Genomic DNA, 22,569 nt, shown 5'->3' on the forward strand with positions numbered 1-22,569 from the left:
GCAGTGGCATCAATTTAACGGGGAGTTGGTGTCCGGTTTTGAAGGGGCAAGTCCATCGAGGTACTCGTATGGAGATTCTGTAGCCTGACCCGAAACGGATACCGGTACCCGTTAGCATCACTCCGCATCATTATGGATCACGACCAGCAATTGCGCCTGCTTCTCCCCAACTGAACGTATCCGATGCGGCTTTTGGGCGTTGAAATGCAGCGCATCTCCGCAATTGAGAATCACCCGTTCATTCATGAAATCCACCTCGACTTCGCCCTCGTGGACAAATAAGAACTCTTCACCAAGGTGCTCTTTGAATGTCGAATCGCCGAAGGTCGTAGGGGGGCGAATGATGAATGGCAACAGGGTAAGGTCTGCGACTCTATGGGCTAATACAGCATAGTCAGCCCTGTGGCCGTTATACGATAGCGATTGGCGCTCGTTGCTTCTGACTAGGCTATAGCTGGCGTGTGAGGTGGATCCTTCAGTAAAAAGCTCTTCGACACTCACGTTAAACGCCGTCGCGAGCTTTAAGGCTGCTGCAATCGACGGCGTGTTCAACCCTCTTTCCACTTTGGAGAGGTAGCTCTTGGTCATGCCAGTTTTTTCGGAAAGTGCCTCAAGGGTCATCCCCAGCCGTTTTCTTAATATTTTCAGTCGGATAGACATCTACCATTTCCGTAAAAGAAAAGTTTTCAAGTTGACAATGACACAAATTGTCATATATCGTCGTTTGTGTCATACGTATTCTACTCGATCACCAGCGACGCTGCTGGTGGCACCGTTGACGGCGTACCTCATGGTGGCTTCTAAGGATGGACATGGCAAAGACATTAACATTACCAAAGGATCAGCTTGTCAAGCAGGCCCTTGCAGAGATGCAAAGCAACCTCGCCGACAATACATGGACTGAGCGGGAGAAGCTGGCATTGACGTGCCGAATTCTCTATGAAAACGGCCACGATGCTGGTCTCTCGGGGCAGATTACGACCCGTGGCCCAGAGCCTGGTACGTACTACACCCAACAGTTAGGTCTGGGCTTCGACGAAGTAACAGCAAGCAATTTGCTTCTGGTTAATGAAGATTTGGACGTCCTTGAAGGCTGCGGTATGCCTAACCCCGCTAACCGTTTCCACAGTTGGGTATATCGCGCCCGCACAGATGTGATGTGCATGATCCATACCCATCCGACCCATATTGCGGCACTCTCAATGCTCGAACTGCCTTTGGTCGTTTCGCACATGGATATATGTCCGCTTTACGACGATTGCGCCTTTTTAGAACACTGGCCCGGTATACCGGTTGGGAATGAGGAGGGAGAGCTCATCACCCGCGCGCTCGGCGAGAAGCGGGCGGTTTTGCTTGCCCATCACGGCCAGTTGTCTACAGGGAGAACAATCGAGGAAGCTTGTGTTACCGCACTGCTGATCGAGCGCGCCGCCAAGCTGCAGTTGCTGGCCAGCGCGGCAGGCGAAATCAAGCCCATCCAACCGGAATTAGGACAAGAGGCTCACGATTGGATTTCCAGGCCCAAGCGCCACAGCGCAGCATTTAACTATTATGCGCGGCAAATACTGCGTCGGCATGCCGGCTGCCTGAGCTGAACCAATCCACTTGCTTTACTGGAGAGACATGATGTCTACCCCTTCCATACATGGAATCATCGGTTACACCATTACCCCCTTTACTTCTAATGGAGAGGACATTGAGCTCGATGCGCTTGGCCGCTCAATTGATCGCCTGATCAGCGGCGGCGTCCACGCAATTGCCCCATTGGGCAGCACTGGTGAGGGTGCTTACCTGAGCGATACGGAATGGGATCAAGTCGCTGAGTTCAGTATTTCTCATGTTGCCAAGCGCGTGCCTACTATAGTCAGCGTGTCGGACTTGACCAGTGCTAACGCTGTGCGACGGGCGCGCTTTGCCGAAGCTCATGGCGCTGATGCCGTCATGGTGCTCCCATCATCATATTGGAAGCTGAGCGAGCAGGAAATCCTGCAGCATTATCAAACTATTGGTGACTCCATAAGTTTACCAATCATGCTTTATAACAACCCGGCTGTAAGTGGCACCGACATGCCGGTGGAACTTATTTTACGGATTTTCGATACCGTGGAAAACGTCACAATGGTCAAGGAGAGCACTGGCGATATTCAGAGGATGCACAAAATGCACCTTCTCGGAGAAGGCCGGGTGCCATTCTATAATGGGTGCAATCCGCTGGCTTTGGAAGCGTTCGCAGCTGGCGCTGTAGGCTGGTGCACTGCGGCGCCCAACCTAATAGCTGACTTGAATGGAGCACTTTATAGAGCAATTCTCGACAACGAGTTAGGTAGCGCCCGCGAGCTATTTTACAAGCAGCTGCCATTGCTGGACTTCATACTCAAAGGCGGATTGCCCGCGACCATCAAGGCGGGTCTCCGTATGACCGGGCTAGAGGCCGGAGATCCACGGCTGCCGGTGTCTGCGTTAAGTGAGGATGCCTGTCTTGAGCTACGCGCCTTACTGGCTAAATTGCTATAAGACAAATTTACACGCTGGGTGAGTCATCGCCCGAACATCGATACAAAGTTTCATCGCCTTCATTAGCAATAACATTAGGCGGGATAAACTCTATCACCCTGACATGAATGACTGCTTAAATCCAATTTAAACCGTTGACCCGTGCTTGCAGCACCTGCGAGCAATATGGGCTTTCGCCTCCACCCAAATGATCAATGGGCTGCATACTTATGGAGCATCATTGGTTTGCATGGGCAAATATTTTTATACAGACCGAAGATAGGAAGTAATAGTGACGTCGCTTAATCAGAGCTTTGGCGAAAACAATCATGTGGGCGCGATGCTCAAGAAACTATCAGAGCTGTGGGCTAACAGGGCAGCTATCAATAAGCCTCCCTTGATGTATTCTGCACTGGCGTTCGACCCTAACAAAGATGACTATAGCGAATCGCTGCTGCCCTTCAAAGACCATGAAGTGTGGCTCGAAGCACCCGCACACATTCGATCCAAATGCCTGTCTTATGCTTGGATCATTTACAACATGAAAACAATCTATATTGAATGCGATATAGTTACGCCCGTATGCGAAGACCTGATCAAATCCCCTCCCTCCGACTCAAGCAATAGGGAGATTATTCAGGAGGCCATGGCCGAAGCATTGTTGGATGAAGCCCTGCATACGAAAATGTCACTGTCCGCCTGTAACTACATCTATAAAATGCGCGGCATCGACTACTTTAATTTCACAGATTTCAACTTGGTGAAATGGCAGCAGGATATTTTGTCATCCTGTACGGCAGCATGGGAGCGGCGGCTAACCCGATTCGGAATTGCCTGCGCCAGTGAAACATTAATAACGGATTATCTGAAAACCATGTCGGAAGATACCTCTATCCAGCCCATCTGTCATGAGGTCACAAGCGCTCACGCTATGGATGAATGGAGTCACTCAAGCGTGTTCAGCTTGGTCGCGACCGACATCGTCCAAGGGTTGGGTCGCAACGAACGAGACTACCTCCGAGCCATTATTACTAAAACGGTAAGCATGTTTGCCGACAATGAGCTTGGCGCATGGGAGAAAGCATTCTCGATAGTTGGTCTGCAGAATCACAAGGAACTACTACGTGATACCCAGTCTCTGGATGGAATACACATCTACACGGGCTCTGTTGAATCGTTGATTGATCGTATAGGGTTGAACTGATAATGGATGCTTTACATTTCCAAGAGATGTTCGGGGTTTCTCTCTATGTTGTTCTTTTTCTTATAGCAGGCGCTACTGTTGCCGGTTTTATCGATTCGATTTGCGGTGGAGGCGGTCTGATATCCGTTCCCGTGCTGCTGCTCGCAGGGTTTACACCTGCTGAAGCCATAGCAGCCAATAAACTTCAGGGTACATTGGGTGGGCTAGCCTCAACCCACTATTATTTAAACAAGAAAATAATTGAATGGGCAGTGCTGAAAAAAATGACCATTGGCTCCCTTTTAGGCGGGACACTGGGCACGTTAATGGTCTATTTTGTTGGCAACAGTTTCATGGAGGCCGCGCTCCCAATAATGTTGGTAGCCATGGCGTTCTATTTTGCGTTTTCCCCTAAAGTTAGTGACGTAGGTGGAAAAGCGGTTATGCCTATATCTATGCTGGGAGCGTCAGTCATTCCTTGTATCGGACTATATGACGGCTTCTTTGGCCCGGGAGCCGGCACGTTTTACTTGATGGCTTTGGTGTCGCTGGGTGGGATGGCCATGACTCACGCGGTCGCCTACTCTAGAGTTTTGAATTTATTCAGTAACGCTGTATCGCTACTGATCTTTATTTTGCTCGGAAAAATGGTCTGGGTCGCCGGTTTCGCCATGTCAGTAGGCGAAGTTGCAGGCGTTTACTTGGGCTCACATCTAGTCCAGAAGAACGGCACCAAACTCGTAAAGCCATTAGTTGTTGTGGCCTGCATTGGCATGGCGATAAAGTCCATTTATAGTTGATGATTTATGCATAATAGAAGTTTTCTACGCTGTGAGAATGTCACTCAAGATACTGCTTCGGTCAGAACATTCGCTTTGCGCGTGCTCGCGAAAGAAATGGCCGAGCAATGTGACATGGGTAAATATTTGATTTTAGAACTACCTGATCACGAAGGAGTTATTCAGCAGCGTAATTATTCGATCGTCGGTAGGCCCGAGGCAGATTTGGTCGAGATATCGGTCAAGGACACCGGCAGGTCAGGTATATCGAGTCAGCTTCATTCAAACGTGGCCGTAGATTCATTGCTGCTCTCTGCGGGAGTTGGAGGTGCTATCACTGTAGACAGCTTGTCGGATGTGCAAAGGGTCGCCATGTTTGCAGGGGGCATTGGTATAACTTTACCCATGGCGCTCATACGCCAACTGGACATGCGGGCCAAGGAAAAAATATGGACTCCGAGTGTTCAACTGTTTGTGTCAGTGCCCTCACTTGTAGAGCTTCCTTACCTAGATGAGCTTTTGGCGATGGCACTTTCGAGCGCATGGCTCGACGTAAGAATTTTTTTGACGCAGGAAAAGTTTGTCAGTGACTCCAAGCTTTTTACCTCAGGTAGGCCGCTGCGAGCCGATTACAAGGAAATGAGTGTTCCGGACATTGCCGTGATCTGCGGAAGCAAAGATTTTGTGTCGGAAAATCGTGACGTCCTGAATCACTTGTTTCCGGAAACAAAACTACTGATAGAGAATTTTACCCAGGTCTCTGACCAGGCGAGGAATTCCGCAGACGGAGATGAGGCGTCATGTAACGTCACTGTCTACGGAACCGATCAGCAGCATCAGGTTTCTAGGGGCGCAGCTCTACTTGGCGAGTTTGATCGATGTAATCTGAAGATCAAAAGCCAGTGTAAATCTGGTATTTGTGGCAGTTGCAGGGTGAGACTGAGAAGTGGGTCTGTACGAAGCGATGGCGATTTTGCACTGACCCCTAGAGAGCGGGAGAATGGATATATCCTTTCATGTTGCTCTTACCCGACGAGCGAGAGTATTTGCATAGAAATATAGCCACCACAGGTTGGGAAGTACATTCGCCTCGGCTAAGTTATCTATCGAAGCAATCTGGATAAGGAGCCCTCGCGTGGAGCTACTCAGGTGAGACTTGCTTCGATGATCGTCGAGATATGGCTCTGCGACTTGCGGCCAAAAGCGCTAGCGGAGCACGCCGACTCGCGACGGGCCAAAGGCCTGAGGATGGACGCCCGTGGGCCAAAACTTGGCGCAGTCAGGTTTGGTTCACGACAGCCGTACCCCGGCGGGGCAAGCCCCAAGCGGATAGACCTTGAATCGCCACCGAACTACGAGGCAGGAAGATAGCCGAAGGCCTCGCGAAGTAGGCTCTGCGTCATGACTGAGGTAGGGCCTTGGAGAAAGTGCTCTTGGCTGCTGATGGGGCTCCTGGTTAACCTCTGCCAAAAAGGCGAGTACACCGAAGATCTCTTTTCGATCTCTCAACCAGAAGCCTCCGAGAAAGTGAGGGGTGTTTGGGACGCCATAAATGGGAGGTGGGGCAGGGGGGCAATGCGCCTGGCCAGTGTGCCGAGCGATCCGGACTGGGGGGCGTAGAAAGATGACGAGTCAGAGTTTCGCGACTCGTGTTGATCAGCTTTGGACGGTGTGCGATGAACATCTCGCTCCATTGGGTTTTATGAAAAGCTGGCGGAAAATGGCGGTAAGGTTCCTGCGGATTTGTTGAATTAGGATTGCCTTGCTTGGTAACGAATCATGCGCTGGGTGCGTATCGTGTTCCCGGGCCGATATACCTGAGGACGACGGTTCGCCACAATCAGCATTGGAAAAATGCACTTCGAGTCATAGCGCGGACTCATCAGCAGAGCACCAACGATTTCGTCCTCGTTGTTTCGCCGAATATAGTTGTGCGTCAGCCGACTTCAGCAAAGTGGCCGGCGTCACCTCTTCAGTGCTCGGCTGGCTTGTAGTAATGCCTGCACTGGCCGTGACCTTCCCTAAGGGATGCTCGGCGTGCTCAATGTTCAGTGATCGAATTGCTTCCAAGATATCGTGGGCGACTTGTTTTGCGCCCGCGCTATCAGTGTTGGGAAGTAGGACTGTGAATTCTTCTCCACCGTACCGGACGGCGAGATCCCCAGGCCTTTTAACCGCTTGTTGGATTGCTCCCCCAACCGCGCTCAGGCAGTCATCGCCGGCCGCATGTCCATACCTGTCGTTGTAGCGTTTGAAGTAATCGACATCGAGCATGATCAATGAGAGCGATGATCTTTGGCGCTTCGCCAAGCGAATCTCATCCAGTAGCGCGCTATCCAGCCGTCGACGATTGCCCAGTCCGGTCAGACTGTCAGTGAGTGCCATGTCTCGCATAGCTTGGTGTGCGTGACGTAACTCTCTTTCCGCCACCATTCTTTGACGGAGCTGACTCAAAACTATGAATCCAAACACCGCGAGTACGGCGATCAAGAACACCAGCACAAACCCTGTTTTTAATAGATCTCGGCGCCAAGGTGCAGTGATGGATTCACGAGACAGTCCGGCTTCAACGACCAGGGGGTAGGTGGTCAATGCCCTATAACCGTACAGGCGCTCGGTGTCGTCTATGACGGCCTTAACCTCAGCGATGCCTTCGTTGGACGCTGGCAAGTAGCGCTTAAAAATCTCGCTGTTCGCCAAGCTTTTACCGACGACAGATGCGATGAAGGGACGGCGCACCAGAATTGTTCCGCTGCGCATGGCCAGAACCAAAGCGCCCTTGTCATCGATTTTGAAATCGCCGTAGTAGTCCACGAAGTAACTGACCTTGATCGTCCCCAGTAATACGCCCGCGAAGGATCCATCTGAGTTGTTCAATCGGCGAGAGATGGGAATGATGAGATCGTCGGTTGATCTACTTCTGACTACTTCGCCGATACGCACGTTTCGATCATCATGAGTGCGGTGATACTGGAAATAGTCCCGGTCTGCGTTGTTCGCCGGCTCAGGGATGGTTTCCTTGTCGGTCACGATCCATTGGCCGTCAGAGCCGTAAATAAACAGTCCGTGCAGCTGTGGCATTATTTTGGATTGCTGAACCAATAGTTTGTGGATGCGAAGGACGTTGATGTTCTGTAAGCCGTCGCCTTCCACCCGCTCACCGAGCGCGGCGGTCAGTACATCTACTTGCCGAATGGCATCTTCCGCGTGCTGAGCCGTCGCACGAGCCAGATTCGTTACGGAGTCGCGGGCAGATTCAAAGGCAGCACGATAATCGCGCCATGTCCGCCAGCCCTCAACTGCCACGAATGCGACGATTACTACCAGCATGAAGCTGGTTATGAGTCGGAATGTAGCTCCAGCCCGCACAGCCTTCGCAGTGATGGTTTCAGTGGAGCTGTCTGTCTTGTCCTCTGACTGCATGCATCCAAGCATCTAGTTGTCCTTTTACGACTGTTCTACACACGCCCCTCTGGATGCATGCGGTTAGTGCCTTATGGAAAGGTACCACTCAGCATAGGGGGTATTGCCGACTTGGTAACTATTGAAATCGGGACTCCCATCGTCCCACCAAACCGGCCCGCGCTCCCCAAGCGCTGAACGAGCCCCATGAAAGACAGGACACCGTTTCCCCCTTACGATAAGGGATAGGCAAACGGTTATGTTTATGACTAATAGCAACGATAAGAGTGGTGAGCTTTTGGGCCAGGAGCGGCGTCGTCGCTGGAGCCCAGAGCAAAAGCTGGCCATGGTTCGAGAGAGCCTTGAACCGGGACAAAGCGTTTCGGTCGTGGCTCGGCGCAACGGCATCAATGCCAACCAGTTGTTCCTGTGGCGCAAGCTGTACCAGGACGGCAGTCTATCAGCGGTCAGTGCTGGCGAAGCCGTGGTACCGGCCTCCGAGCTGAGCGATGCGCTCAAGCAGATCCGTGAACTGCAACGGATGCTGGGCAAGAAAACGATGGAAGCAGAAATCCTCAAAGAGGCCGTGGAGATCGCCCGGTCGCGAAAATGGATTGCGCACTCACCCTTGTTGCCGGGGGACGACCAGTGAAGCTGGTCAGCGAATGTCTCGGTGTGGCGCGCTCGCAATTAACGGTTCGAATCAAGCAATCGGTATCGCCCAAGACACGGCGAAGCAGGCCTGTGAACGATGCTGAGTTGGTGGCTGAAATCCAGCAACAGGTCAGCGAACTGCCCAGCTATGGCTACCGTCGAGTCTGGGGATTGCTGCGTCGCGCCCGTGAAACCCAGTTGCTACCCGCGATCAACGTGAAGCGGGTTTACCGGGTTATGCGTGATCACAACCTACTGCTTGAACGCCGGATCAAACAACCCGGCGCGCCGCGTCGACACGAAGGCCGTATTGCGGTGCAAACCAGCGATACGCGTTGGTGCTCGGACGGCTTTGAATTCCGTTGCGAGGACGGCGCCAAACTGAGCGTGACCTTCGCCCTGGACTGCTGTGATCGCGAAGCCATCGGCTGGGTCGCCAGCCCGACCGGGTACAGCGGCGATGACATCCGCGACTTGATGCTGGAAAGCGTGGCGAAGCGCTTAGCCGATGACCACACCTGTGCGCAGCCCGCAGCCCGCAGCCCGCAGAGCAATGGCATGGCAGAGAGTTTTGTGAAGACGATCAAGCGTGATTACGTGGCGCATATGCCCAAGCCGGATCGAGAAACGGCGCTGCGCAACCTGGCAATTGCCTTCGAGCACTACAATGAGCAGCATCCGCACAGCGCCTTGAACTACCGCTCACCGAGGGAGTTCAGGCGCTTGGCAGTGGCATCAATTTAACGGGGAGTTGGTGTCCGGTTTTGAAGGGGCAAGTCCAACCCCTACATTCCAACACAACACGCCAAAAAAACCTGGGACTATGGCTGTGTAGAACAGCCATGGTGCTACCCGCGTAAGTTGCAGCGCCGATGGTATGTCAATGCGGTGCAGCGCCAGCAACAGCAGATTGATCAGCGCGATACTCACCCAGCCGAGCAATGCCGTCAGCGTGGTGTAACGATATGGCGACCAGCTGGGAAACAAGGTGCCCCCAGCCGTATACAAGATCCAGCACAATACTCCGCAAGCAACGACCAGGGCCCCCCGGCATGCTCGAAAGACCAGGAGGCGCTGCCCATATGCCCGCTCGTCACCACCAGTAATACCCCGCAAAACGACAACAGCAGAAAGCCGCATGACCAGGGGCTGGGCCTGACTCGATGAATGGCCCAGTTTGCCAGCAGGCTCAACATGGGTTGAGTTGCCATCATCACTGACGCAATCAGCGTGCCTTGTACTCCAGCCAAGTGCTGACCAATAAACACCAGCAGACCAAACCCAGCAAATCCCAACGTTCCCAGAAACCAGACTAGCCCGACTCGCTGCCCTTTCAACGAGAACGCGGATCTACCCTCGCGCAATAGCAACAGCAGGGCGAACAGGCTGCCCGCGATGGCGAACCGCAGCGTAGTAAAGGTGAACGGATCAAGCATGCGCAGTGCAGCGGTCATGACGGGGAAAAGGCTGCCCCAGGCAGCTGTAGCCAGCAGGCACAGGAGGACTCCCTGGCCGAACGATGACGATGCTTGCCTAAGTTGTGTCGGTTGAATATGTCCTGCCATAAGGGATCTACCCCGATAAAGTGAGGTGACTACTGTGTAGCCCCTACCTTCGGTGATCCATTCACTTGTTTGGAAGGCAGCTTTCATTTTCTCTGTAGTGACATGCCCGGCCTGCTCAAGGAAGATTGCGTCATGGAACTTTACCAACTCAAAGCCTTTATCGCGGTTGCTCAATGCGGCAGCCTGACCAAAGCCGCCGACCAGCTGTTTTTAAGCGTGCCCGCCGTGAGCGCACAGAACAGGGCGCTGGAAGACGAACTCGACCTGCAACTGTTCGACCGCAACTCCCGTGGAATGCTGTTGACACCCCTGGGCCGCACACTGCTTGGCGAAGCGGAACACACCGTAAACGCGGCAAAACGCTACAAAACCGTTGCGTCAGACTCCAGGGGACAACTGACCGGCAGCCTTCGCGTCGGCACACTAAGCGACTCCGTACCCTTGCGTACCAGCAACACACTGCTCGGACTGGGTCAACGTCATCCGCATATCGCCGTCACGCTCCATCAGGACGTGTCGGGCCGGGTTATCCAGCGGGTTCGGGCCAACGAGCTCGATTGCGGTTTTGCCTTGGCCGATTCGATGCCTGAGGGACTGTCGGCCTATCACTTGACGGCCATCGAGTTGGCCGTTGCCCTTCCCGCAAACCTGGCCTCGGCAGCGCACGATCTTGAGTTATCCGACCTCGCTCGGCTGCCCTGGATAGTCAGCGTTCCCGACTGTGCGTTGCACGACGCCGCGCTTGATCTGTTCCGCTCGCTCGGCGGCGTACCTCCCTCTCAATATGTGGCAGACAGCGATGGGGGCTTGCGCAGCATGATCGGCGGCGGATTGGGCGTGGGTATGCTGCGGATGAGCGAAATTCAGGCGGGCTTGCAGGCAGGTGAGCTAGCGGTTTGGCCACACTGGAAAGGGGCAACATGGCTTTACTGGATTCAACCAAAAGAGGGTGCTGCCCCAGCAGTCCTCGCCCTGCGAGATATCGTGCTGGAAACCTGGAATGCGGGCCATGGCATTGACTCTGTCATTTAAACGGCCGCTATAGGGATGGCAGTTACCTGCCACCCCCCGCGCAGATCCGTACGTGCGGAACTACCGCATACGGCTCCTGCCTCGGGTATGTGACGCGAAGCGATCCTTCAGGGTAAGGGCTTAGCCTAAACGACCAACTGAGGCGTTGGCGATCATTGAGCTTCCCAATGGTGAGCAATCGATCATTGTGAAATGGCCAACTTCCGATCCTGAAGGATGCGCACCCTTTGTCCGTGAGCTTGCCCTGTGATCCGCATTGACGCCATCTGGCTCGCCACGGAACGGATGGACATGCGCGCCGGTATAGTGGCCGGCTTCGTCTCTGACGCCCTGGGCCGTGCCCACACCTACGACAGCCAGCTGGAGGATCAGTTGAACCTCAACGGTGTGATTCTCAGTGGTGCCGACAGCGGTTAAGACAGAGCGTGGCGGACGCTGGGCAGCGATTACAGGCGCCAAAAAATTGGGTCGGCTCTGAGGTCGTCAACATTTTCAAAGTCTTGTCCGAGACCTTAGACCTGCTGCAGCAAATGAACCTGCAACTGACGGCACACACGCATTCACCTTGTCCGACGCCCAGCCCCTCCGATGCAACAGCATTCACCCAAAAAGCAGCAACGGCTCTGGCCCTATCAGTAGCCATTAAATCGGTCACCGCATAGCCGGTCGCTTCGGTCGTGTATCCGCTTTGTTCGGCATTGTGTTTTAATTGATGCATCCACTAAGGCTGCGTCGCTAACCGACAAAGCCGCACAGCCTTAGTCGTATCACTGCCAAATAGAATGGATGCTGTTATGAGCTCTGCAACCTCGTCTGCCGACAAAATGTGGTTCCTGCAATTCCTGCGAGGAGTTGCCTGTCTGATAATCGTTTACGTCCACTGGTTAAGTTTTTTGCGTACTCCAGGTGTGGTGAACGGTATTGTGTACCAGTCAGAATTGCCGCCCTATAGCGAGCCTTCTATAGTTACAACGATTGCCGTTGCAATGAACACCTCGTTGCCTTTCGATTTTAGAGAAATGTTTTTTGGGTTAGGTTTATTTTTTCTCATTAGCGGGTTCATTATTCCGCTGTCGCTCGAAAAATCTACCAAGATAAATTATTTGATTCGACGTATCGCTAGGATTCTACCTACTGCTATTGCTTGCACGGTGCTTACAGCAATTGTAATAATTATTGCGCGTTTCATCGATGGAAACACTGTTATGCCGTTTTCGCTAAAGACAGTCTTATCAAACGCGTTGTTGATCCGGGATCTTAAAGGCGCCGCGTACGTAGATACTGCTATATGGACGCTCGAAGTTGAGGTGCATTTTTATCTGATTTGCTTTGCTATTTCTTTCTTTGCTGGGCAAAAAAAAGCAATTGTTATAACGGCGCTAGCGTTGATTTTTCTTGGGGTGTCGATTCTTACTGCCGGCACTGACCCGCTGTTGATAGCCTACAATCTACAATTAAAACTGATCGCCATGAATGGCTGCTTTATGGTTCTCATGTTTATTGGAATGTCCCTTTACAATTTTCATGTCGGGAACTGGTCAGTCAGAAAGACCGCAGCAGTTGTCGTTGCTCTGCTTTTGATTAATCACTATACATTGCGAAACTACTACTCGGCGGATTTTGCCGTCATGTATGTTAATCACTTATATGCCGTTCTGATTTTTTTGGTTTTTTTTCTGTTGGGGGATCGCCTTCCTTATTCTAAGGTAATGGATAAGATCGCCAATATTTCCTATCCCTTGTATTTGCTTCATGGTGCCTTGGGGTACGTCGTGTTCTACGCAATGTATAAGTCAACTTCGGTAGTTTGGTTATCAGTAATTGTGACTTGCTTGTTGGTCTACTCCCTGACACTGCTCGTCCATTTTACGATTGAGCTACCATCTACGCCGATGGGAAAAAAGGCCGCAGCGTTCGTCGATAGAGCTCGGGCTCGAAGGTTTCAGCGAGCAGCGTAAGACAATATTGCGAAAACGTATTTCTCTTGGTGGGAAGATGGATCTCAAAAATGATTCGAAAAATCAGCATTTTTTATCGCAGGCTGAGCAACGTCTCAATGCGCTGAATCCTGCCGCTAAAGAAAGAAATCAGCGGATATATGAATTTGATCTGATTGATCGTGAGCGTTATTTTCTCAAACTGAAGTCCGATAGAGGAGTAGTCATAGGGAATACGTTAAGTTTGCATGACTTGTTTAGCTTTGATGTGCTAGGAAGTAGCTTTGAAAGGTATAACTTTGAGAAGCTTTTTCAAGGGTATGAATCTCAAAACAGGATTCTTACCCAAGACTTGCTTCGCAAGGTTGGCACTCAAGGTGCAGATATCGGCAAGGAAGTTGTTAATCTATTTCTGGTAAAGTTTTTAAATTTTCTACGTAATCCATATTCTGTAAAGAAAATACTCAACACCTTCCCTCCGTTATTGAGTATTTGTCCTACAGATCCCATTCATTTAGATAATTTCAATAGGGTGCTAAAAGGCAGGAAGCCACACCAGCGGCATCTTTGTGCGAAATTGGATATATCCGAAGATGAATATATCGTATGGCTTTCAGTAATATTCTTGCTGCTTACTCCTCTCGGTAAAGCTGATGAGGATTTTCTGAGCGAAATGGTAAAAGGGTTATTCGAATCTTGAGAATATACTCGAATGTTTTTTATTCATACATATGATACGCATGCGTGCTTATTGTCGGATCGTGGTTATACTATGCCTGTGCGTGCAGATGAGTTTCTCGCGTTTGATTTTAATTTGAACTCTCATGCATTTATAAGGTACGCGTTTCACGAGGTTGATACTAAAGTACCATCATGGATGTCAGAGCGCGACGTCGAGCTATTCAAAGCGACGACGAGGACTGACGCTCGTCATATTCATAACGATTTGGATGCACTGAAAGCTTATAATAGGCATGTTATCTATCAGTGCCACAGTCAGGTTTTTAGCGCTCAACCAGTATGGTTCGGCAGCTGATGGATGGTTTGTTGTTATCTATTTATTAGACGACACAACTCATCGGTAGATCGGTCGGCACCACCAGGACTGCGCATACCAACACCCTCCATCGAACTCTATGCCGCTCAGCGTAAACCCCTCCGTCGCCATAGCCGACATCGCCACATCGAACAACTAAGGTAGGAGCAGTGGACCGTTCCCATACAGCGGTCGCACGCTTGCAACGTTCGAATGCCTTTTCAAGTGATCGCAGACCTGATTATCCACGATAAGGTCGCCCCTGATCACTGTGGTGCGCTTGATAGGAGCGACTGCCAAGGTGACGCCCCTGCTGCGCCGTGGAGTGATGAGAAGATGCATGATGACTCAGCTCAACTGATAACTGTGCGTGCATACAGTATTAAGTGTCTGTTCAATTGGCAACCAGTGCGGCTAATTGCATCTACTCTTATCAAACGGTCCCCAATACGGCCCCCAGAGGGATGCGGTAAAGGAAGAACAGAGCTGCAGGCCTTGAAAACAGTGGAGCGGGTGAAGGGAATCGAACCCTCGTTATCAGCTTGGGAAACTGATAACACTTTTGACAGACTGCTTCCGACCGATTCTGTTGAAAAAGTCGGCTTCGGTTTCCACGGCAGAAAAGTACGCGCCTGAGATTGAAATCTGTGTTTTTGGCAGAAGGTTCCAGGACTCGGATTTTACGTAGCAGCGTGTAAAAGAGGTGTTTTCACCCATCAATATTCGAGCAGTTTGGGCAAACCGACTTTTTCAACAGAATCGGCCGATTGCTGCCCGTCGAGAAGGGCTGAAATCGACCCTCAACGGTTGTACACATTTCTCGTCAGCGGCCATTCAGGCGAGCACTGGCGCCGCCGCTGCACTCGAGGCCTTACCTGGAGGCGCATGATGCATCGCCTTCATCGGCCCTTGCGCCGGAAGGAGAACACGGTACCGCTGCAGCCGTTGTCGTCCCGCAGGTAGACGTCGAAGGTCTTGCCGACGACGGCGTAGCTGACCGTCACGACGCCCACGTCGTTGGACAGATAATTGCCCGACATCGCCGGCGCGAAATCGATCGCGTTGCGGGCGAGCAGGTAGAGATGCTCGTTATAGACGGTGGTGGCGGGCGACAGCGTCTTCAGGTGATCCTCCATTACGCTGTTGAGGGGCTGGCTGATCTCGTACTCTATGCCAGCGTTGTGGGGCTGGCTGATCTCGTACTGCATGCCCGCGTCGCGGTACGGGATCGACAGCAGCACCTTGCCATCGACGCTCAGGCGTGTGGCGAGCGAGGTGTCCAAAGTGACCGTCATGCTGTTGAGCCGGTGCAGGTCCCCGCGTGTCAGGCTCACGTCTGAGACCTCACCGTGCCCATCCTCGACGACCGAGAAGTTCGATTTCCATCGGCCTTTGTCTCGCCACGACTCCCACACGCCGCTGGGGCAGCCCACGCCGCTGACGCTATCGAGCGCATAAGTGCCGATCGCCTGCATGAGAATCTCGCGCTTCGAGCCAATGATGATTTCCGAGGTCTGATGCGCGTCAACGGGCAAGCGCCGGTCGCCACGGGCCGATGCCCAGTTGCCGTCGAGCGTGTCGCTGGCCACCTTGCCGGTGAAGGTGCCGGTGTGTTGGCCCGCACTCCCGAACTCGTTCATCGTAAAGGTCCCTGATGGGTCGATCTCGCCGCTCAGGTAGATATCATTGCGCTTGCCGGCATGGCGATAGCTTCCCGTCAGCCTGCCGTCGACATTCTTGAGATTCATCGTAAACGCATAGCGATCGCCGATGCGGCCCGCGAAGGTCTTGTGGAAGTACTGAGGGTCGGCCAGCGCCGTGGTGGCGGTCATCCAGGACAGAAGCGCGGCGACGATCTGCAGGGCAGGACGAAACATGGAGAGCGCTCGGGATTGAAGGTGGCGAAATTGTGACACGCCGTGCCGATTGGTGACACGCGACCACGCGCGGAAATCGCTTGGCTGGAAGAATTCTCAGCCTAGTGATCGCCAGCAATTTCGGACCAGGCTTCGACGGACCGCTCCTGGCCGATTTCTGCCTGTCTATGTCATCGCAGCAGGGCTGCTTCAGCGTTCCTTCAGTTAGGCGAATGGCTCCCTCTTTCGGTGATCGGCTGGGCTTTTGGGTTTGTGGAACCCAGGCGACCAAGAAACATAAGAGCAGCGGCCGCAGAGAATACGCTGAACACCGACAGGATCTGTAACAGGGTGTTGAATCCTGCGAGGTAGCAGGCGCGCAGGACGCCCACGGAGACTTGCTCAACTGAGGTAACAGCATGCGCCATATCGCCCATGACCAAGCGTTGAGCAATACTCCTGCACTCGCCAGGCGTTAATGAGTGCGACACGCGATCCCCCAGCTGATGAGCGATCAGGGCTGCGAGCACCGCCAAAGTGATTGCCAGCGCCACGCCTTCGCTGGCGACGCGGGTGGTGTTGAATATTCCAGCGGCCATGCCAGCTCGTTCCTTGGGGACGACGCTGATTGCCAATCCATCCATCAATCCCCAGGGCAGGCCAGTACCGATGCCTATCAACAGCATTGCGGCGATGATCTGAAACCGATTCCCGACCATCTCAGTGCTGAGCCAATAGAGGCCGGCTGCGGCGATCAGGAAACCGATGCCGCACAGCAGGCCGGCCGAAAACCAGCGGGTAAGGAATGCCGCGATCAGAGGGACAACGAGCATGGGGCCCGACAGGGCCATCATTATCAATCCAGCCTCGGAGGCGCTGCTGCCTTCAACCCCGATAAATCGGAATGGAAGCAGGACAATTAGCACGATGTAGCAATAGCAGGTGCCGATCGGGAGAATCTGAACGCCGATGAAACGGGGGAAGCGGAACAGCGCCAGATCGAGCACCGGCGCGCTGGCACGATTTTCTACGACGATGAACAGCAGCAGAAATGTTGCCGCAATTGCCAGCAAACAGAGCGTGATAGGGTCTGACCAGCCTTGCTCCGGTGCGAGAATGACTGCGATTGTGAAAGCCACCAGCATCCCCGAAAATGTCAGCAACCCCGTGACATCCAGTCCGTGCTCATGATCAGAGCGGCTTTCACGCATTCTTGGAATGGCGAAAATCAGCGAGAGACCCGCAATAAGCGCTGTGCTCAGGAATATCGCACGCCATCCCAGATGTTCAATCAATACCCCTGACAACAACGGACCGAATGCCAGGCCGACGCCAAAGGTTGTGCCGAGCAGGCTGAAGGCGCGGGTCCGAGCGTGCCCTTCGAACTCCTGTGCCAGCGCGGCCGTGCCACTAGACAGTGCCGCGGCCGCCGCGACGCCCTGTGCGGCACGTAAAGTGTCCAGCCAAAAGATGTTCTGGACGGATGCCAACAGTACCGACACGACCATGAACAGCGACATACCCCAAGTAAAAAGGCGCTTACGTCCATAGCGATCGGCCAATGTGCCGGAGGCCATTAAGAGACTGCCAAAACTGAGCATGAATGCGTTGGTGATCCAGGCTAGATCCTGGGGAGTGGCATCGAATGTCCGGCCTATGAACGGGGTGGCGACAGAGCCTCCAGTGAAACTCATTGGCAACACCAGAGCGGCCAGACAAATAGCCATCAGGATGGCCTGCTTGCCATTGGCCGGCGAGGTTTGAAGGGGCGTGGTCATGAACGCGTGTACCTGCATGGGTTGATTTGCAGTGCACTCCTACAAGGAGCGTCGGTGTTCAAGGATTCTATAAAGGCGGCAATTGTAGATAAACTGGCTGGTATTCCAGTAATAGCCAACTAAAAGGATGTAATTGAGTCATGGACAGCTTGAGTGGGGTGATCTCGTTCGTCAAAACGGCAGAGGCACTCAGTTTCATTGCTGCGGCAAGAGCTATGGGCATATCTGCGTCGGCGGTGGGCAAGAATGTTGCGAAGCTTGAGGCCTCTCTGAACGTGCGTTTGTTACACCGCAGCACCCGCAAGGTCAGTCTGACCGCTGAAGGCGAATTGTTTTACGAGCGCTGCCGCAAGATACTCGACGATCTTCAGGACGCTCGGGCGATGCTTTCCCACGCCATGCAGGAGCCACGTGGACGCCTGCGTGTCAGCCTGCCGACTATTGGCTATCGGTTTTTACTGCCACACATGAATGACTTTCGAAGAGCCTATCCAGAGATCGAATTGGAGCTTGATTTCAACGATCAGTTGGTGGATGTGATCGAGGAGGGGTTTGACGTAGTGATTCGAAGCGGTGGGCTGGCCGATTCGAAACTCATGTCCCGCCGGCTCGGGCCCTTTCGTTTCGTACTGTGCGCATCACCCGGGTACATCCAACGTAACGGCAGGCCTGGATCCCTCAACGACCTAGAGCATCACGACTGCTTGCGCTATCGGTTTGCGACCACCGGAAAAATAATGGACTGGACCCTGTCCGCCGATCCTGCCGTCACCCAATTGCGTCTTCCCACCGCGCTGACATTGAACAATATGGAAGCGATGCTCATGGCTGTTATCGAGGGTCATGGAATTGCTTACGTTCCGGATTTCCTCGCCAGGCAAGCGTTAGCGGAGGGGCGCCTGGAAACAGTGCTTGACGGGCACTCCGACGATCAAGGTCAGTTCTGGGCGCTGTGGCCTTCAAACCGGCATCTTTCGCCCAAGATCCGCGTTTTTGTGGACTTCGCTGCCGAGCGTTTTTTTCCAGGCAGCACTACCAAGTCGTAGTGCATGCTCTTTTCATTAGCGACTGCACGTTGCTACGGCATTCGCTCCGAGCGGCGGTATATCGCCAGGGTAAGGCGGGTGATGCCGCTCGACCCCGATCCTTGTGTGGTCCAGAGTGGTCGAACCCCAGTAAATGCTGGGGTTTTCCACTTTTGGCTACGCTGAAAAACCCAAAAAACATGTTATGAGTATGAGGCAGGAAAGCGCTATACGCCTGCTGTAGCGGTGCTTCAGATGAAAAATATTTAATCGTGTATCGGTGCTGTAACGGTCTGATTCAGGGGCTTCGCCGATGCTCGGGAGGTACGTAATGTGGTTACTTTGGCGTACGACGACACGGCTTGTTGGCATCAAACAAAGAACCCCGCCAATTGGCGGGGTTCTGGTTTGCGCTGCAGAACAAGCCTGACTCAACCGTGCAGGGTTTCCGCCGCGTACAGCGTGTTTTCCAGCAGGCAGGCGCGAGTCATCGGGCCGACACCGCCGGGTACTGGAGTAATCCAGCCGGCGCGGGGCAGGGCGGTTTCATAAATCACATCGCCTACCAGCTTGCCGTCTTCCTGGCGGTTGATGCCAACGTCGATGACGATGGCACCTTCCTTGATCCACTCACCTTTGACCAGGCCAGGTTTGCCGGCGGCGACTACAACCAGATCGGCGCGACCGACGTGGCCGGCCAGATCCTTGGTAAAGCGGTGGGTCACGGTCACGGTGCAACCGGCCAGCAGCAATTCCATCGCCATCGGGCGACCGACGATATTGGAGGCGCCAACAACCACTGCATCCATCCCGTAAAGATCGGCACCGGTGCTTTCCAGCAAGGTCATGATGCCTTTAGGGGTGCACGGGCGCAGCAGAGGGATGCGTTGTGCCAGGCGGCCGACGTTATAAGGATGGAAACCATCCACGTCTTTGTCCGGACGAATGCGCTCCAGTAGTTTGGAGGCGTCCAGGTGTTCAGGCAGAGGAAGCTGCAGCAGCACGCCGTCGATGTTCGGGTCGTCATTAAGACGGTCGATCAGTTGGGTCAGGGCCTGCTGGGTGGTGTCGGAGGGCAGGTCATAGGCTTGGGAGAGGAAGCCGACCTCTTCACAGTCTTTACGCTTGTGCGAGACATAAACCTGAGAGGCGGGATCGCTGCCGACCAGGATCACCGCGAGGCCTGGCGTGCGCAGGCCTTGCTGGCGACGCTCGGCGACACGTTTGGCGATCTGCTGGCGCAGGCTGGCGGCGATCGATTTGCCGTCGATTAGTTGTGCAGTCATTGCGCGTGATTAACCATCGAGAGGGGAAAGAAAAGAGAACGCATTCTCGCATGTCAGAACGTGAGGGCAAAGGCGCTTGGTCTGCAAATTCCCCTAAGCCCTTTAATTAAATGAATTTTTTTCAAAAAGGATTTGACGGTCTCCAGGGGGGCCTATACTATTCGTCGCACTTGTCGGGCACAGCCTAGCACTGGTTAAGAAGGTCAGGCGGAATTACGGTTCTGCAAGGCTGAAAAGCACTTAGTTTGTAGTCCTTCAAGGGTACAGCTAACAAGGCGCCCGTAGCTCAGCTGGATAGAGCATCCGCCTTCTAAGCGGATGGTCGCAGGTTCGAGTCCTGCCGGGTGCGCCATTAGGCAGCTTTGGCACAAGTAACGCGATATGGTGGGCGTAGCTCAGTTGGTAGAGCACGGGATTGTGACTCCCGTTGTCGTGGGTTCGATCCCCATCGTCCACCCCATATTTCGAACGGGATTGTGACTCCCGTTGTCGTGGGTTCGATCCCCATCGTCCACCCCATATTTCGAAAGGCGCCAGATTTAACCGTCTGGCGCCTTTGCTTTGAACAGTAGCGAACCGCGGATGTGGTGGAATTGGTAGACACACTGGATTTAGGTTCCAGCGCCGCGAGGCGTAAGAGTTCGAGTCTCTTCATCCGCACCAATTAAAGCTTCAGTCTGGCCGTTGGGCGGGTTGGAGTTCGGCAAAGAAGTTGTTTGGCTTCTTTGTTACGCAATATGGTGGGCGTAGCTCAGTTGGTAGAGCACGGGATTGTGACTCCCGTTGTCGTGGGTTCGATCCCCATCGTCCACCCCATATTTCAAAAGGCGCCAGATTTAACAGTCTGGCGCCTTTTTTGTTTCAGCGGTTTGTATGTTCAGCGACTGCAGGTTCCGGGTCGCAAGGGCAGGGCGTTTCGTCGTATTCATGTTACTCGATGATGCCGCCTTGCCCGCCAGCCTTGCTCGCAAGGTCGGCTGCCAGGGAGATGATTGGCACTCCTTCTATATAAGAAGGGTTGGCGCAGAGCCCTGGCGTGATTGGCTGTATTTGCCTCTGGGGCGAGGTGCATTCGTGCATCCGCACCCATAAATTGCCTGCTGCGTTTTTACCCGTTTTCAGTAGGGTGACTTCTTGAGTTTGACCCACTAGAATGCATGCCCTTGATTCTGGGGTCGGAAACGGCCGGCTAACGTCTGTGCAACGAGGAATATCCATGCAAGTTTCTGTTGAAAATACTTCTGCTCTTGAGCGCCGCATGAGCATCACCGTGCCAGCTGAGCGCATTGAGACTCAAGTCAACAAGCGTCTGCAGCAGACTGCCCAAAAGGCCAAGATTGCAGGCTTCCGTCCTGGCAAAGTGCCGATGAGCGTGATCCGTCAGCGTTATGAAGCTGATGCGCGTCAGGAAGCTGTAGGCGATGTGATCCAGGCTTCTTTCTACGAAGCAATTGTCGAGCAAAAGCTGAACCCGGCTGGCGCTCCTTCGGTAGAGCCTAAAGTCCTGGAGAAGGGCAAGGATCTGGAATTCGTAGCAACGTTCGAAGTGTTCCCCGAGTTCACCGTTGCCGGTTTCGAATCCATCGCTGTCGAGCGCCTGAGCGCTGACGTGGCGGACGCCGATCTGGACAAAATGCTGGAAATCCTGCGCAAGCAGAACGTTCGTTTTGAAGTTGCCGATCGTGCCGCTCAGAACGAAGACCAACTGAACATCGATTTCGTTGGCAAGGTTGACGGTGAAGTGTTCGCCGGTGGCTCCGCCAAGGGCACCCAGCTGGTTCTGGGTTCCGGTCGCATGATCCCTGGCTTCGAAGAAGGCCTGGTTGGTGCTAAAGCGGGCGAAGAGCGCGTTCTGAACCTGACCTTCCCTGAGAACTATCAGAACCTCGACCTGGCTAACAAGGCTGCCGAGTTCACCGTAACCGTGAACACCGTATCCGAGCCGAAACTGCCTGAATTGACCGAAGAATTCTTCGCTCAGTTCGGTATCAAAGAGTCTGGCATCGACGGTTTCCGTACCGAAGTTCGTAAGAACATGGAGCGCGAGCTGCGTCAGGCGATCAAATCCAAGGTCAAGAATCAGGTGATGGACGGTCTGCTGGCCGCCAACCCGATCGAAGTGCCAAAGGCTCTGCTGTCCAACGAGGTTGATCGTCTGCGTGTTCAGGCTGTTCAGCAGTTCGGTGGCAACATCAAGCCTGATCAACTGCCGGCCGAGCTGTTCGAAGAACAAGCCAAGCGTCGCGTTGTGCTGGGTCTGGTAGTGGCTGAAGTGGTCAAGCAGTACGACCTCAAGCCTGACGAAACCCGTGTTCGCGAGCTGATCCAGGAAATGGCTTCGGCTTATCAGGAGCCTGAGCAAGTCGTGTCCTGGTACTACAAGAACGACCAGCAACTGAACGAAGTCCGTTCGGTTGTGCTGGAAGAGCAAGTTGTGGATACTGTTCTTCAGAAAGCTAGCGTGACCGACAAATCGGTCTCTTACGAAGAAGCGGTCAAGCCGGTAGAAGCTCCACAAGCCGACTGATTGTTTTTGCGTTAGA

General features: G+C 53.4%; 18 protein-coding genes and 4 tRNA genes. 16 read left to right on the forward strand and 6 right to left on the reverse strand.

What is annotated here, in order from left to right:
* Positions 1 to 117: 117 nt before the first annotated feature.
* A complete protein-coding gene (locus tag FPT12_RS21005; RefSeq protein WP_145019519.1) occupies positions 118 to 660 on the reverse strand; it encodes a helix-turn-helix domain-containing protein in 543 nt (180 codons plus the stop codon).
* A 152-nt stretch (positions 661 to 812) separates the two neighbouring features.
* On the opposite strand from FPT12_RS21005, the gene FPT12_RS21010 reads away from it, so the two are divergent.
* The 5 genes from FPT12_RS21010 to FPT12_RS21030 all read left to right on the forward strand — a co-directional run bounded on the left by FPT12_RS21010 (position 813) and on the right by FPT12_RS21030 (position 5,517).
* The gene (locus tag FPT12_RS21010) at positions 813 to 1,595 is read left to right on the forward strand and encodes an aldolase (RefSeq protein WP_145019522.1); all 783 of its coding nucleotides are present in this window, start codon (positions 813 to 815) and stop codon (positions 1,593 to 1,595) included.
* Between the two features lie 31 nt (positions 1,596 to 1,626).
* Complete coding sequence (locus FPT12_RS21015) at positions 1,627 to 2,514, forward strand: dihydrodipicolinate synthase family protein (RefSeq protein WP_145019525.1); 888 nt, start codon at positions 1,627 to 1,629, stop codon at positions 2,512 to 2,514.
* 271 nt (positions 2,515 to 2,785) lie between these two features.
* Positions 2,786 to 3,697: a diiron oxygenase gene (locus FPT12_RS21020; RefSeq protein ID WP_256676834.1), complete on the forward strand. Its 912-nt coding sequence runs from the start codon at positions 2,786 to 2,788 to the stop codon at positions 3,695 to 3,697.
* A gap of 2 nt (positions 3,698 to 3,699) precedes the next feature.
* Positions 3,700 to 4,476, forward strand: coding sequence for a TSUP family transporter (locus FPT12_RS21025; protein ID WP_145019528.1), 777 nt, complete (start codon positions 3,700 to 3,702; stop codon positions 4,474 to 4,476).
* 114 nt (positions 4,477 to 4,590) lie between these two features.
* Entirely contained in the window at positions 4,591 to 5,517 is a 927-nt protein-coding gene (locus tag FPT12_RS21030; protein ID WP_256676835.1) for a 2Fe-2S iron-sulfur cluster-binding protein, read from the forward strand.
* An 804-nt stretch (positions 5,518 to 6,321) separates the two neighbouring features.
* On the opposite strand, the gene FPT12_RS21040 is transcribed toward FPT12_RS21030, so the two are convergent.
* Positions 6,322 to 7,878, reverse strand: a complete 1,557-nt coding sequence (locus FPT12_RS21040; protein WP_371922600.1) for a diguanylate cyclase — start codon at positions 7,876 to 7,878, stop codon at positions 6,322 to 6,324.
* Between the two features lie 244 nt (positions 7,879 to 8,122).
* On the opposite strand from FPT12_RS21040, the gene FPT12_RS21050 reads away from it, so the two are divergent.
* Positions 8,123 to 9,255 (forward strand): IS3 family transposase gene (locus tag FPT12_RS21050; RefSeq protein ID WP_371922599.1). Its coding sequence is split into 2 segments (ribosomal slippage): positions 8,123 to 8,462 and positions 8,462 to 9,255, totalling 1,134 coding nucleotides; the frame shifts between segments, so codons are not numbered across the junction.
* Between the two features lie 203 nt (positions 9,256 to 9,458).
* Here the strand turns inward: FPT12_RS21050 and FPT12_RS21055 are convergent.
* On the reverse strand, positions 9,459 to 10,250 hold the full coding sequence (locus FPT12_RS21055; RefSeq protein ID WP_178098832.1) for a DMT family transporter: 792 nt from the start codon (positions 10,248 to 10,250) through the stop codon (positions 9,459 to 9,461).
* Here FPT12_RS21055 and FPT12_RS21060 point away from each other — a divergent pair.
* The 4 genes from FPT12_RS21060 (at position 10,209) to FPT12_RS21075 (ending at position 13,745) form a co-directional block, all read left to right on the forward strand.
* Entirely contained in the window at positions 10,209 to 11,108 is a 900-nt protein-coding gene (locus tag FPT12_RS21060) for a LysR family transcriptional regulator (RefSeq protein WP_178098834.1), read from the forward strand. The genes FPT12_RS21055 and FPT12_RS21060 overlap by 42 nt on opposite strands.
* A 246-nt stretch (positions 11,109 to 11,354) precedes the next feature.
* Complete coding sequence (locus FPT12_RS21065) at positions 11,355 to 11,525, forward strand: transposase (protein WP_145019548.1); 171 nt, start codon at positions 11,355 to 11,357, stop codon at positions 11,523 to 11,525.
* Positions 11,526 to 11,902: 377 nt separating this feature from the next.
* The gene (locus FPT12_RS21070) at positions 11,903 to 13,066 is read left to right on the forward strand and encodes an acyltransferase (protein WP_178098836.1); all 1,164 of its coding nucleotides are present in this window, start codon (positions 11,903 to 11,905) and stop codon (positions 13,064 to 13,066) included.
* A 37-nt stretch (positions 13,067 to 13,103) separates the two neighbouring features.
* Positions 13,104 to 13,745, forward strand: coding sequence for a hypothetical protein (locus FPT12_RS21075; RefSeq protein WP_218570729.1), 642 nt, complete (start codon positions 13,104 to 13,106; stop codon positions 13,743 to 13,745).
* 1,235 nt (positions 13,746 to 14,980) lie between these two features.
* Here the strand turns inward: FPT12_RS21075 and FPT12_RS21090 are convergent.
* Both FPT12_RS21090 and FPT12_RS21095 read right to left on the reverse strand, forming a co-directional pair.
* A complete protein-coding gene (locus FPT12_RS21090; RefSeq protein ID WP_145019554.1) occupies positions 14,981 to 15,958 on the reverse strand; it encodes a hypothetical protein in 978 nt (325 codons plus the stop codon).
* 200 nt (positions 15,959 to 16,158) lie between these two features.
* Complete coding sequence (locus tag FPT12_RS21095) at positions 16,159 to 17,715, reverse strand: MFS transporter (RefSeq protein WP_145019558.1); 1,557 nt, start codon at positions 17,713 to 17,715, stop codon at positions 16,159 to 16,161.
* 140 nt (positions 17,716 to 17,855) lie between these two features.
* Here FPT12_RS21095 and FPT12_RS21100 point away from each other — a divergent pair, with 140 nt between their 5' ends.
* Entirely contained in the window at positions 17,856 to 18,761 is a 906-nt protein-coding gene (locus FPT12_RS21100) for a LysR family transcriptional regulator (RefSeq protein ID WP_145019561.1), read from the forward strand.
* Between the two features lie 410 nt (positions 18,762 to 19,171).
* Here FPT12_RS21100 and folD read toward each other — a convergent pair whose 3' ends face one another.
* On the reverse strand, positions 19,172 to 20,026 hold the full coding sequence (folD, locus tag FPT12_RS21105) for a bifunctional methylenetetrahydrofolate dehydrogenase/methenyltetrahydrofolate cyclohydrolase FolD (protein WP_145019564.1): 855 nt from the start codon (positions 20,024 to 20,026) through the stop codon (positions 19,172 to 19,174).
* 275 nt (positions 20,027 to 20,301) lie between these two features.
* On the opposite strand from folD, the gene FPT12_RS21110 reads away from it, so the two are divergent.
* The 5 genes from FPT12_RS21110 (at position 20,302) to tig (ending at position 22,553) form a co-directional block, all read left to right on the forward strand.
* Positions 20,302 to 20,378: transfer RNA gene (locus FPT12_RS21110), tRNA-Arg, on the forward strand.
* A gap of 32 nt (positions 20,379 to 20,410) precedes the next feature.
* Positions 20,411 to 20,486: transfer RNA gene (locus tag FPT12_RS21115), tRNA-His, on the forward strand.
* A gap of 118 nt (positions 20,487 to 20,604) precedes the next feature.
* Positions 20,605 to 20,689: transfer RNA gene (locus tag FPT12_RS21120), tRNA-Leu, on the forward strand.
* Between the two features lie 77 nt (positions 20,690 to 20,766).
* Positions 20,767 to 20,842, forward strand: a tRNA-His gene (locus FPT12_RS21125).
* 400 nt (positions 20,843 to 21,242) lie between these two features.
* Positions 21,243 to 22,553, forward strand: a complete 1,311-nt coding sequence (tig, locus tag FPT12_RS21130; RefSeq protein ID WP_145019567.1) for a trigger factor — start codon at positions 21,243 to 21,245, stop codon at positions 22,551 to 22,553.
* Positions 22,554 to 22,569: the final 16 nt, after the last annotated feature.

The sequence above is a fragment of the Pseudomonas sp. H3(2019) genome (assembly GCF_007713465.1).
Classification (GTDB): Bacteria; Pseudomonadota; Gammaproteobacteria; order Pseudomonadales; family Pseudomonadaceae; genus Aquipseudomonas.

Excerpts from the sequence above, each read along its gene's own strand:
- FPT12_RS21005 (WP_145019519.1), bottom strand. The coding sequence starts at position 660 with ATGTCTATCCGACTGAAAATATTAAGAAAACGGCTGGGGATGACCCTT.
- FPT12_RS21010 (WP_145019522.1), top strand. The coding sequence starts at position 813 with ATGGCAAAGACATTAACATTACCAAAGGATCAGCTTGTCAAGCAGGCC.
- FPT12_RS21015 (WP_145019525.1), top strand. The coding sequence starts at position 1,627 with ATGTCTACCCCTTCCATACATGGAATCATCGGTTACACCATTACCCCC.
- FPT12_RS21025 (WP_145019528.1), top strand. The coding sequence starts at position 3,700 with ATGGATGCTTTACATTTCCAAGAGATGTTCGGGGTTTCTCTCTATGTT.
- FPT12_RS21030 (WP_256676835.1), top strand. The coding sequence starts at position 4,591 with ATGGGTAAATATTTGATTTTAGAACTACCTGATCACGAAGGAGTTATT.
- FPT12_RS21040 (WP_371922600.1), bottom strand. The coding sequence starts at position 7,878 with ATGCAGTCAGAGGACAAGACAGACAGCTCCACTGAAACCATCACTGCG.
- FPT12_RS21060 (WP_178098834.1), top strand. The coding sequence starts at position 10,209 with ATGGAACTTTACCAACTCAAAGCCTTTATCGCGGTTGCTCAATGCGGC.
- FPT12_RS21070 (WP_178098836.1), top strand. The coding sequence starts at position 11,903 with ATGAGCTCTGCAACCTCGTCTGCCGACAAAATGTGGTTCCTGCAATTC.
- FPT12_RS21075 (WP_218570729.1), top strand. The coding sequence starts at position 13,104 with ATGGATCTCAAAAATGATTCGAAAAATCAGCATTTTTTATCGCAGGCT.
- FPT12_RS21090 (WP_145019554.1), bottom strand. The coding sequence starts at position 15,958 with ATGTTTCGTCCTGCCCTGCAGATCGTCGCCGCGCTTCTGTCCTGGATG.
- FPT12_RS21095 (WP_145019558.1), bottom strand. The coding sequence starts at position 17,715 with ATGACCACGCCCCTTCAAACCTCGCCGGCCAATGGCAAGCAGGCCATC.
- FPT12_RS21100 (WP_145019561.1), top strand. The coding sequence starts at position 17,856 with ATGGACAGCTTGAGTGGGGTGATCTCGTTCGTCAAAACGGCAGAGGCA.
- folD (WP_145019564.1), bottom strand. The coding sequence starts at position 20,026 with ATGACTGCACAACTAATCGACGGCAAATCGATCGCCGCCAGCCTGCGC.
- tig (WP_145019567.1), top strand. The coding sequence starts at position 21,243 with ATGCAAGTTTCTGTTGAAAATACTTCTGCTCTTGAGCGCCGCATGAGC.